Origin of the sequence: Mycobacterium sp. SVM_VP21 (genome assembly GCA_024758765.1) — a bacterium.
GTDB classification, from domain to species: Bacteria; Actinomycetota; Actinomycetes; order Mycobacteriales; family Mycobacteriaceae; genus Mycobacterium; species Mycobacterium heraklionense_C.
Genome location: CP101406.1, coordinates 3029678 through 3040435, shown reverse-complemented (window position 1 = coordinate 3040435; position 10758 = coordinate 3029678). Strand labels below are relative to the sequence as shown.

General features: G+C 64.6%; 10 protein-coding genes. 9 read left to right on the top strand and 1 reads right to left on the bottom strand.

Annotation, left to right across the window (positions count from 1 at the left end; all coding sequences use genetic code 11):
- Window positions 1–19 precede the first annotated feature (19 nt).
- From NM962_14035 to NM962_13995, 9 genes are all read left to right on the top strand, one after another.
- A complete protein-coding gene (locus NM962_14035) occupies window positions 20–520 on the top strand; it encodes a DUF3558 domain-containing protein (protein UVO14731.1) in 501 nt (166 codons plus the stop codon).
- On the top strand, window positions 517–1062 hold the full coding sequence (locus NM962_14030; protein ID UVO11117.1) for a DUF3558 domain-containing protein: 546 nt from the start codon (window positions 517–519) through the stop codon (window positions 1060–1062). Before NM962_14035 ends, NM962_14030 begins: the two co-directional genes overlap by 4 nt.
- 220 nt (window positions 1063–1282) lie before the next feature.
- Window positions 1283–1699: a MarR family transcriptional regulator gene (locus tag NM962_14025; GenBank protein ID UVO11116.1), complete on the top strand. Its 417-nt coding sequence runs from the start codon at window positions 1283–1285 to the stop codon at window positions 1697–1699.
- Between the two features lie 451 nt (window positions 1700–2150).
- A complete protein-coding gene (locus NM962_14020) occupies window positions 2151–2717 on the top strand; it encodes a hypothetical protein (GenBank protein UVO11115.1) in 567 nt (188 codons plus the stop codon).
- A 270-nt stretch (window positions 2718–2987) separates the two neighbouring features.
- Window positions 2988–3494: a MarR family transcriptional regulator gene (locus tag NM962_14015; GenBank protein UVO14730.1), complete on the top strand. Its 507-nt coding sequence runs from the start codon at window positions 2988–2990 to the stop codon at window positions 3492–3494.
- Window positions 3495–3711: 217 nt separating this feature from the next.
- Window positions 3712–4143: a MarR family transcriptional regulator gene (locus NM962_14010; protein UVO11114.1), complete on the top strand. Its 432-nt coding sequence runs from the start codon at window positions 3712–3714 to the stop codon at window positions 4141–4143.
- 525 nt (window positions 4144–4668) lie between these two features.
- Entirely contained in the window at window positions 4669–5196 is a 528-nt protein-coding gene (locus tag NM962_14005) for a MarR family winged helix-turn-helix transcriptional regulator (GenBank protein UVO11113.1), read from the top strand.
- A 758-nt stretch (window positions 5197–5954) separates the two neighbouring features.
- The gene (gene gjpA / locus NM962_14000; protein UVO11112.1) at window positions 5955–7118 is read left to right on the top strand and encodes an outer membrane porin GjpA; all 1164 of its coding nucleotides are present in this window, start codon (window positions 5955–5957) and stop codon (window positions 7116–7118) included.
- A gap of 714 nt (window positions 7119–7832) precedes the next feature.
- Window positions 7833–9902 (top strand): hypothetical protein, encoded by a 2070-nt coding sequence (locus tag NM962_13995; protein UVO14729.1) that lies wholly within the window; start codon window positions 7833–7835, stop codon window positions 9900–9902.
- Window positions 9903–10047: 145 nt separating this feature from the next.
- On the opposite strand, the gene NM962_13990 is transcribed toward NM962_13995, so the two are convergent.
- Entirely contained in the window at window positions 10048–10719 is a 672-nt protein-coding gene (locus tag NM962_13990) for a sulfotransferase (protein UVO11111.1), read from the bottom strand.
- Between the last annotated feature and the right edge of the window lie 39 nt (window positions 10720–10758).

Genomic DNA, 10758 nt, shown 5'->3' with positions numbered 1-10758 from the left:
GGCCGCTGCCCTGATTCCGATGGTCGGCGGATGTTCTGACTCCGACTCGCCTGAAGCCCAGGGCGGCGGCCAGTCTGCGTCGCCGACGGCCGAGCAGAGCAATCATGGTCCGTCGTTCCCGCAGTGCGGTGGCATCAGTGACGAGACGATCGCGAACCTGACCAGGGTGGCGGGGGTGGTCGGCACCGCCCAGAACTCGGTGGGCTGCCAGTGGCTGCTGCGCGGCGGGATCATGGGCCCGCACTTCTCCTTCTCCTGGTATCGGGGGAGCCCCATCGGCCGCGAGCGCAAGACCGAAGAGGTGTCGCGGACTTCCGTGGAGGACATCAACATCGACGGCCACAGCGGTTTCATCGCGATCGGCACCGCCCCGACGATGGGCGACAACCTGTGTGAGGTCGGCATCCAATTCAAAGATGACTTCATCGAGTGGTCGGTGAGCTTCGCTCAGAAGCCGTTCCCGGATCCGTGCGACGTCGCCAAAGAGCTGACCCGCCAGTCGATTGCGAACTCGAAATGAGCCGGCGGGTCCTGGCCGGGGCGGTCGCGGTGTTGGCAGTGGTGACCAGCTTGACGGGTTGCTCCCGTGAGGTGGGCGGCACCGCCGTCAAGGCCGGCGCGGGCGACACCAAGCGCAACAACAACTCCGAGCGGCAGTACCCGAACCTGCTCAAGGAGTGCGAGGTGCTGACCACCGACATCTTGGCCAAGACGGTGGGGGCCGACCCGCTCGACATCCAGAGCACCTTCGTCGGCGCCATCTGCCGCTGGCAGGCGGCCAACCCGGCCGGGCTGATCGACATCACCCGGTTCTGGTTCGAGCAGGGCAGCCTGGACAACGAACGCAAGGTCGCTGAGTTCCTGAAGTATCAGATCGAGACCAAGACCATCGTGGGCGTGCCCTCGATCGTGATGCGTCCGGCCGACCCGAACGGCTCCTGTGGGGTCGCCAGCGACGCCGCCGGTGTGGTCGGTTGGTGGGTCAACCCGCAGGCACCCGGGATCGACGCATGCGAGCAGGCCTTGAAACTGATGGAGCTGACGCTCGCGACGAACTCCTGATCTTGCTTGCCGCTTCGGCGAGTCTGGTGGTTTCGCTTTGAATCAAGTGGTTCAAAGTCACCGTTTTCTGTTGCAGGCCACGATATCTCGCTGAACTGCGAGTTGTGGTCGGACGCTGCGTTGCTGAACGCCTTGGCGTCGGAACGTATTCACGCGACTAGCTGTGGAAGAAGCATTTCTGGCTGTGCGGCAGATCTGCCTTTCGCTAGCGTCCCGCGCCGTGGACGAGATACGTGGGATCCAGTCCTCGCCGGGGCCACCTGGGTCGAACGGCGTCGAGCGACGTTTCTGGAAGCTGTTGCTGAGCGGCCCGGTCAATCTGATGGCGGCGCTAGACGTGCGCCTGCGTGGCGCACACGGAGTCACCCTTCGCGACGTCCTGCTGCTGGAGCTGCTCAGTGTCCCGGATCGGCGGGCACATCGCATCTGCGTGTTGGCTCAGACGCTGGGGGTGTCGCCGGGTGCGTTGGCCGGCCAGGTCCGCCGGTTGGAGGAGCGGGGTCTGGTCACCCGGAGTCCGTGCGGGCGTGACCGGCGGGGCGTGCTGCCCCGGATGACCAGCGAGGGCTACGCACGTCTTCACGCGGTGCTGGAGAGCCACGCGCATATCGACCGGGTGACAGGCGCGGAGGGGTGACTTGTCCGGGCGTAGGAGGTACCTGGCTCCGGAGAGTCTGACGGTTTCCTTTTGAACCAAATGGTTCAAAAGGAAGAGTTGCTGTCACAGGCCAGAATGTCTCGTTGACCAGCGAAATCTGATCGTGCGGCGCGTTGCCGAACAGCGAAGGCGCTCGAACCTATTCGCGCGACAAGCTGTGTATTCCGTATTTCTGCCTGGACGGGCGGTCCAGCGTTCGCTAGATTCCCGCGCCGTGGACCAGACACTCGGCATCCAACCCCCGCCCGGGCTGACCGGACGAGACGGATTCGAACAGCATTGCTGGAAACTGTTTTTGAGTATGCAGGGCTACATGCGCATCCCTCCGTACCACTCCGGTACAGACGTGCCGGGTGAACATGCGTGGGCTCAGCTGCGGCGTGATTGCCGCGATCGCGGACGGTGCCGGCGTGCAGCGGAGCGCCTCGCTGTGTTGACGCGCCACCGCCTGCGTCCGCTCGACATCGCCGCGGTGGTGGGAATGAGTCTGCAGGTGATGTCCGAGATCCACTTCCCACTACACACGCCCATGTCTGGCACCGAACGGCGCAAGCGCCTCACGTCGCTGGCTGGGGTCCGCGACGACGGGATTGAGACCTATTGGTACAGCGTGGATCCGGTAGAGGAGCAGGTGGCTCGGGCAATCAAGGTCGGCGACGAACGGGGGGTGTGGGTACTCGCGGGCGGCGAGGTCGCTGCTGACGTGTGGCGGCGGTGGCTGATGCCGACTCGCGGGCTGGTCTACGCTGAGGAGTTGATTGACTTGTCTGACTACAACTTGGTTGAGGTCGCCTCCGACGACGCGACCCTGACACTGCGGGTCAACTCCGACCCCACGATCTGGGCCACTGCGACATGGTGGCGCCAGGTAACCCGCGGCGAGCACGGCGACATCGCCACGGTCGACCCGGTGGTTGTCCTCGAGGACTTGGCTACCGGAACGGCTGCTGGTGACGGTGGACGCGAACGGCTCATCGACTGGATTGCGGGCCGGTGACAAGCGCGTCCTGGCGAACCGATTCTTGGCTGCCCAACAGAGTAATTTCCGGTCGAACAAAACTGATTAGTTTCCGTTTGAACGAATTGGTTCGACCCGACGGTTATCTGACGAAGGTAAAAATATTCATCTGAGCTGGGCATTCATGGAGAATGAACATTTGCTGAAGTCTATTCTCGACGGGGTGAATCCGTCGCGAGATGCCCGAATTGACACGCGTTCCCCGTTTCTGCGGCGCATCCTTCGATAACATCGCGCGCCGTGGACGAGATGCATGAACTTCAGGCAATAGCTTGGCTACCTGGGCTCAATGGAATCGAGCAGCACTGCTGGCAAGAGTTTCTGGCCTGCTCGCTGAATGTCGTTGACGCAGTGAACGTTTGCCTCAAGGGCGCCCATGATCTCTCGATACGTGACGTCCTGCTGCTGGAGCTGCTGAGCAGGCCCCGGCGCCGGGAGCACCGGCTGTGTGTCTTGGCGGAGACGCTGGGTGTGACGCAGGGGCAGTTGTCCACCCAGATCCGCCGGTTGGAAGGCCATGGCTGGATCACTCGCAGCCCGAGCCCGGGCGACCCCCGCGGCATCCTGCCCCGGATCACCAGTGCTGGGCATACTCGTCTGCACGCGGTGATGGAGACCTACGCGCAGGGCATCCGCGTGCACTACCTCAACCAGCTCAAGCACGACCAGATGGTCAATCTGGTTGACAGCTGCCGACGGATCAACGATTCTCTCAGCACGAATGGGCGCCGGAAGGCACTCAAAGCTGTGCGCTGAGGCGGGCGTTGGGGCCGACTCGGGGACTTCCGCATTGAACTACATAATTCAAAGCGGTGGTTTTCTGTTGCGGGGCACAACATCTCGCTGAACAGCGACATCCGGTCAAGTGACGTGTTGCCGAAGTACTTTGGCGCCCTGACAAATCCACGCGAACTGCTGTGGGTCGTGCCTTTCGCCCGCGTGGTCACTGCGCCATTCGCTAGCGTCGCGCGCCGTGGACGAGACACACGACGGGTGGCCCATGCCGTGGCCGGCCGGACGGAACGGCTTCGAGACACACCGTTGGGGGCAGCTTCTGAGCTGCTCGGCCGCTGCGGCGATGGCACTGGACGTGCGCCTGCGGGGCGCACACGGCCTAAGTCTTCGGGACGTGCTGCTGTTGGAGCTGCTCAGCACGCCAGATCGGCGGGCCCACCGTCTTCATGCCCTGGCGCGGGAGCTGGGCGTGGCGCCGAGTTGTGTGGCCAACCAGGTTCGGCGGCTGGAGAAGCGAGACCTGGTCACCCGTAGTCCAAGTCGGTCCGATCCGCGTGGCATCCTGCCCCGGATCACCAGTGCGGGCCACGTGCGTCTGCGCCAAGTGTTGGAGGCCTATCCGCTGGGGTACCTGCGCACTGGCGCGGTCAACTCCGGTTCGAGCAAATGATCTAGTCGGGTCGACACTTGCCGGCGGATTGAGCAGTAGCTGAGCATGATCGGCGCTCGGAGGGCTGAAGGCCACTCCTGGGGGCCGCGCTGCGGCCGACGTATGACACTGGGCCGTGGTGGTTTTGGACGTGTCACGACTTTGTCCCGCGATGTTTGCCGGCAGTATTACGCGCCGGCGCGTAGTCAATTAGTACAGGTTACTTTACTAGGATATGCAGCAAACTTACAATTTAGGCCTTTACTAGCTTTGAACTGAGGTTTAAGCTATCCGATACAGGGTGCGGCTATTCACAAAGTGCGCTAGAACGCGTTACAGAAACCTACCGGGGAGTAGTTTTCACCTTGAACTAGATAGTTCAATTTGGCCGTTTTCTGGCCGGGATCGAAGTGGCCCATGACCAGCGTGTTATCACCGCCGGAACGTTGCCGCCCGTCGCTGGTGGTCGATGGATCCAAAGTGGCGGCGGAGTTTGCCGAAGTTTCTTCGCAGATCCGGCGAAGTCGTTGGATACCGTCGCCCGCCGTGGAGGACGACAGTGCCGAGACCCCAGCGCATCACTTGCCGGGTCTCGATGAGATCGAGCAGCGATGTTGGCAAGTGTTCCTGGAATCGTCGACGCTGTTGCTCTCGATGGTGAACCGTCGACTGCTCGCCCAGCACAGCTTGAGCCTGTTCGATTTCCTGGTGTTGGACGCGCTCGCTCGATCCGCCGATGGGTCAGCACGAATGGGCGATCTGGCCCACGCGCTGGTGCTGGCACCGAGCCGGCTCACCGAGCTGATGCGCCGGCTGGAATCACAGGGCTGGGTTCGTCGCAGCCGCAGCCGGGCCGACGGGCGCGGTGTGATCGCCACCATCACCCGGGAGGGCCGGGCGATGGTCCGGCCGGCGGCTCGGACCTATGCCCAGTCGGTGCGCGTGTTCTACCTCGCTCCGATGTCACGCCCGCAGATGATCGCCCTGGGGGACAGCTGCCGGCGCATCAGCGTGCCGTTGAAGGCGTCGGCGAAGTCCAAGCGGCGTCGGGCTGGTTGGCAGTCCGGAGGCTGACGCTCGGTGGCTGTCGGCTCGGTTTAGCGGGCGCGCGAACTCATTCCTTGTTTGTGGCGCACGTCATTGAACGAAGCATTTCTTAGGCAGCTGATGTCGTGGCGCCGGCTAATCTCCTGCATTGCCGCAGCTTAGTGACTGGATCGGCCAGCTTTGACCCGCGGAAATTACTTCACTACGAAAAGAATTCTCTAATCTAGTAATTTGCCTGCAAGCCATCATCTGGGCATTAACTTGCCTCGCGGACGGCAGCCTCTCGGGAAATCTGGCAAATGCTTCAATGGACAATATTGCTGGTAAATGGCCTAGACATCCTATAATGGCAAAGTCAAAGACGGGCTCGACTCCACGTCGGATAGTTACTGGCGAGTAATTTTGAATTGAACGATATCGAAATCTGGTGAGCTTTGCTAAAGTCGACTTATAGTGCGGATGAACAGGCGATATCGTCGGCAACTGGATTGCAGAATCACTCGAAGCCATCATTAATTTCGAAAAATGTCACCAACCTATATGCGATTTAGGTTTATGCCAGGTAAGTTTTGGCTCGCTCTCGTCGGAAGGCGTCACGCAGACAAGGTTCAACCCGTCTTCCCCCGCTTAGCCGGCGAGGTTGGGCAAGCACCAGTCGCCTCTCCCCAAGGCGCGGCCGGTGGCGGCCCCGAGAAGTTTGGGCGGCCTGGACAACGACGTCTCCGGTTACCCAATTCACGCAACAGATTTGACCCATGAACTGGCCCGCAGGAAGGGACCCACAGATGGCTCGTCAGCACCGCAGCAACGGGAATCAGCGCTCGCCTCACGCCCGCGCACTCCCACGAAAGCGCGCAGGCTCAACGCAAACCCTTCGGCCCTACGCCTCCGTCGGCGTCGCGGTCGTCGGTGCCGGCCTGATCGCCGCCACGCCGGTGACCGCGCCGTCGCCCGCCGTCCACCAGATGCGCGAGGTGGCTCTGACCACCGGCAGCGGTTCGCTGCCGGATCTGCTGGCGCCGTGGATCGCCCAGTACAACACTGCGTCCGAAAACTCCACGGCCTTGATGAACGCCTTCTTTGTGGCGCCCGGTGTGGGGATGCAGCAGATGGCCGCGAACATGGCCGGCTACCTGCAGGACTTCTTCAACGACCCGACCAGCAACAGTGTCACGAGTATCAGCACCCAGATGCAGAACAATCTGTCGGCAGTGCAGACCGGCTATGGGCTACAAGGCGCCAACACCGCCACCACGGACACAGTGCTCAGCCACACCCTTGATGGGAACGGGAACCCGCTTGGGAGTGACCCAGGCCATCTGCTCATGTTCAACGAGGCTCCTGGCTACCTACCGGCGGGCACAGATCCCGCCACGGTGATGCCGATTATCGACTTCCTGGCGTCGCCCGAGAGCGGAATCATCATGGGAATGCTGGGTCCGTCCATCAGCCCGTGGGTTGCGTTGCTGAACAGCATGACGGCCGGGGACGACGGGAACACGACGCTGGCCAATATGGTGGGCGCCTACTTCAACGGAGCGACCCTCAACCTCGACTCGCTGCTGCCGATGATCAACGGCTTCCATGTTTTCCCACCGGGCATGACCATGGAGAATCTGGATATTGCGTTCGGTGGGCTGCTGAGTGCTGGCAGCGTGGGCCCTGACTCTGGAGTTGGGGGTTCCATCTTCAACAGCGTTGGCTTGGACTTCAGCGGTGTCCCCGTCCTGGGCACCCTGGACCTTCCAGGTCAGGCGGTAGGCCCGTTGGGGGCGTGGGAGGGCTGGGCGCAGACGATCGCCTCGTTGTTGGGGTGGGATGGGTCGGGGTCGCCGTTAAGCGGTGTGACACTGCCGACGATTCCCACCGATTTCTTTGATGACGGTGGTGCCAGTGCGATGGCCACCGATGTGTCGGGCTGGTTGCAGGACCTCGGGTCCTGGCTGTAATCGGCCCAGGCCCTATACCCGTAATCCCTTTTCCCTTTTCCCTTTGCGTGTTTTTCCACTCGGATTTTTGACAGGAGAGGTGTTCACATGAGTCGTCGTCACACCAGCAGCCCGCGTGGCCGTCGCGCCAGTGCGGTGGGTGCGTTCTTGGCCTTCGGGATGGCCCCGCTGGCTTGTGCGCCGTCGGCGCGCGCTGATGAGCTGGATCTGATGCTGGATCCGATCATCGATTCCCTGTCCAGTGTCGATCCCACGTTGGGGGCCGAGGTGAGTTCCTGGGTGACGGCGTGGGATTCCACGTTCACCGGTGGTGGGGCGTCGGTGGATTCGTTGCTCGATGCCGCTGGCGCGGGGGCGTCGGCGTCGGCGTCGATCGACTATGCCCAGGTCTTCGATCAGTGGGTCTACACCCCGATCCACACCGGTCTGGAAGCCTGGATCAATAGCTCATTCGGTGAGCAAGTCGACAACGCCATCAACCAGTGGTCGGGGCTGTATTTGATCGGTGACGGCGCGGCCGGTACGGCGGCCAGCCCCGATGGTGGTGCGGGCGGATTGTGGTTCGGCGATGGTGGCGCCGGCTACGACCAAAGTGCGAACGCCGGCGTAGTTGGCGGTGCCGGCGGAGCAGGTGGGTTCATTGGCGACGGTGGCGTCGGCGGCGACGGTGGTGCCGGGGCTGCAGGCGGTGCCGGCGGTGCCGGTGGCTCATTCATGGGCGTGGGTGGCCACGGCGGGGACGGCGGGGACGGCATCACCGGTGTGGGCAGCGGCATTAAGTTCGGAGTGGGCGGTAATGGTGGTGCCGGCGGCGATGGAGCTGGCTGGCTGTTCGGCAACGGGGGCATCGGCGGCAACGGAGGCGCCGGTGCCGAAGGTGCGCCGGCCTCCTTGACAGGCAACCCCGCCGTTCAAGGGCCGACCGTTGGTGGCACCGGTGGTACCGGCGGTGCCGGCGGACAAAGCGGGTTCCTGATCGGCGATAGTGGCAACGGCGGCAACGGCGGCAACGGGGGCAACGGCGGTGCGTTGGTTGACGGTACTGCCGCGCACCCCAACGGCGGCAGCGCCGGCACTTTCGTCAGCCGCGGCGGTAACGGTGGTGCCGGTGGCGCGGCCGGCGCTAAGACCTACGGCTCCCTCGGGGAGACCGGCCAGATGGGGGACGGCGGCAATGGCGGTAACGGTGCGGCCGGCGGTAACGCGTACCAAGATCCCACGACCGGTGAATATCTAGGTAACGGCGGCAACGGCGGTATCGGCGGCCAAGGCGGTAACGGCAATATTGGAGGCAGCGACGGCGACGGTGGAAACGGCGGCGACGGCCTCAACGGGGGCAACGGTGGCAACGCCGGCGGTGAAGGTGGCAGCTCACTCGGGGAGAATGCCGGTGGCGCCGCGGGGAATGGTGGTAACGGTGGTGACGCCACCGCGGGCCACGGCGGAAACGGCGGAAGCGGCGGGGGCTCCGGCAGCAGTGAGGACGGGGTCGCTGGGGTCGGCGGAAACGGTGGCGCGGGCGGAAACGGCGCGACCGACGACAGCACTGTCAAGACTGTCGGCGGCAATGGCGGCACGGGCGGTTTCGGCAGCACCGGTGGTGCCGGTGGTGCCGGTGGTACCGGCACTTACGCCGGCGGCAACGGCGGCGTAGGTGGGCGTGGCGACTTCCTTGGTAGTGACGCCAGTGGTGTCGGCGGTGTGGGCGGTGCGGGCGGCGTCAGCACAGGTTGGAACGACGACGGCACCATCTACAGCGTTGGAGGCAATGGAGGTGCCGGCGGTCATGGTGGTTTCGTCGATAGCAGCGGCGTCGGTGGCACCGGTGGTGCTGGCGGGGCTGGTGCCAACGGTGCCACCGGCAACGGTGTCGTCAGCGTGGGCGGCAATGGCGGCCAAGGCGGCGGAGGCGGCTCAGTCGAGGCCGGTACCGGTGGTGTCGGTGGTGTCGGTGGCAACGGCGGCGACGGTACCGCGTCCGGCGGAAACGGCGGGGCTGGTGGGTACGGCGGGTCCGGTGGGGATAGTTTCACAGGCCATCGCGGCGCCGGTGGTGTCGGTGGTGACGGCGGGACGGGCGGTAGCAGCGGTGGTGTCGCTACTCCCACCAATAATCTCGGACTTGGGCCAAGCCACGCGGGTGACGGCGGCAACGGTGGTGCCGGCGGCAACGGCGCTTACGGCGGCGTTGGCGCTACTGGCGGCACGGGTGGCGCCGGCGGCGCCGGCACGGGCGGTATCGACGGCGGTGTCGGCGGCGTCGGGGGCGCGGGCGGCTACGGCAGCTGGGGTGCACCCGGCACCAGTGGTGTCGGCGGGGCGGACGGCGGTACAGGCGTCAATGGCTTCGCCGGAGGTGCTGGCGGGCAAGGCGGCGCGGGTGGCACCTCGGATACCGGTAACGGTGGCCAGGGCGGTGCCGGCGGCGTCGGTGGTACCGGCGGTGCTGGTGGCATGGGTGGAGCTGGTGGCACCAATAGCGCCGGCAACGGCCTTGCCGGCGGCAACGGCGGTGTCGGTGGTACCGGCGGTGTCGGTGGCGCTGCCGGTGCGGGTGGTGTGAGTGCTCACGGCACCAACGGTTCCCAGGGAGCCGGCGGTGATGGTGGCGCCGGTGGTGGCGGCGGGGCCGGTGGCAACAGCGGCACACCCACCGGCAGCGGCACAGCCGGGACGCCCGGTACCGGTGGCGCGGGTGGCGCCGGTGCCGCGGGCGGCACCGGCAATCCGGACGGCAGTACCGGCACCGCCGGTCAGAAGGGCGCCGACGGGCAGCCGGGTTAGCCGGAACCATCGGTCGCGGCCGCCGGGTCTCCTACGTCCCGGCGGCCGCGTTCGTCACGGCTGACCACGGCCAGATCGCCCGGAGGGCATTCTGCGAAATACCCGAAGCGGAGAATTTGCCCCTAATGCGTTGGAGACAAGGTGCTCACACGATGTGTAACCCGTCGAGAATCCGATTCGGGTTGCGCCAGAAGGCGTCGTTGATGAAGCGGTTGAAAAGGTCTGGCGGCAGCAGACTTTCGCGGGGTTCGGCCTTGACGGTCCCGCGCACGGTGTGCAGGCCGGGAGTGCCCGCGCGTTCGTCGAATTCGGTGACGTCGTAGTCGGTGTGGTCGAAGTCGTGGTCGAAGGCCGGTTCGTCCAGGAACCGGTAGATGGCGTGCATGGTCTTGGCCGGGTCGGTGGTCAGGGTCTCGTACTGCATCAACAGCAGCCGGTCGCGTTGCGCGCCGAAGCAGGCCTGTTTGAGCGAGTCATAGGGTGCGCCCACCATGCCGTTCTGGGCGGCCACACCGTTGGCGCGGGTGTAGACCGTGCCGCCGGACTGGAAGTTGAAGATCGACGACGGGGTGAAGACGTTGTGCTGGATCAGACGTTCGATGCTGTCGAGAATCCACGGCATATCCCGCACGCAGGCAATGACTTTCGCGTCCGGAAACAACTGCGCGATCGCCGGCATCCAGGCGCACCAGGCCCGGTTGGTGTCGAAGATGACCTCGGCGGTGGAGTCGGCGTAGAAGTTGTCGAACAACCCGTGCAGCATGCGCTGGCGCTTGGCGTCGTCGATGAACGCCGAGAATTCGTTGCGGGCGCTCATCTCGCCCAGCAGCGTCGACCCCGAGCGCGGCAGGCCCGA

What these genes read in the sequence shown, in the direction of transcription:
- gjpA (UVO11112.1), top strand. Translation starts at nt 5,955, where the DNA reads ATGGCTCGTCAGCACCGCAGCAACGGGAATCAGCGCTCGCCTCACGCC.
- NM962_14035 (UVO14731.1), top strand. Translation starts at nt 20, where the DNA reads ATGGTCGGCGGATGTTCTGACTCCGACTCGCCTGAAGCCCAGGGCGGC.
- NM962_14030 (UVO11117.1), top strand. Translation starts at nt 517, where the DNA reads ATGAGCCGGCGGGTCCTGGCCGGGGCGGTCGCGGTGTTGGCAGTGGTG.
- NM962_13990 (UVO11111.1), bottom strand. Translation starts at nt 10,719, where the DNA reads ATGAGCGCCCGCAACGAATTCTCGGCGTTCATCGACGACGCCAAGCGC.
- NM962_13995 (UVO14729.1), top strand. Translation starts at nt 7,833, where the DNA reads ATGGGCGTGGGTGGCCACGGCGGGGACGGCGGGGACGGCATCACCGGT.
- NM962_14015 (UVO14730.1), top strand. Translation starts at nt 2,988, where the DNA reads ATGCATGAACTTCAGGCAATAGCTTGGCTACCTGGGCTCAATGGAATC.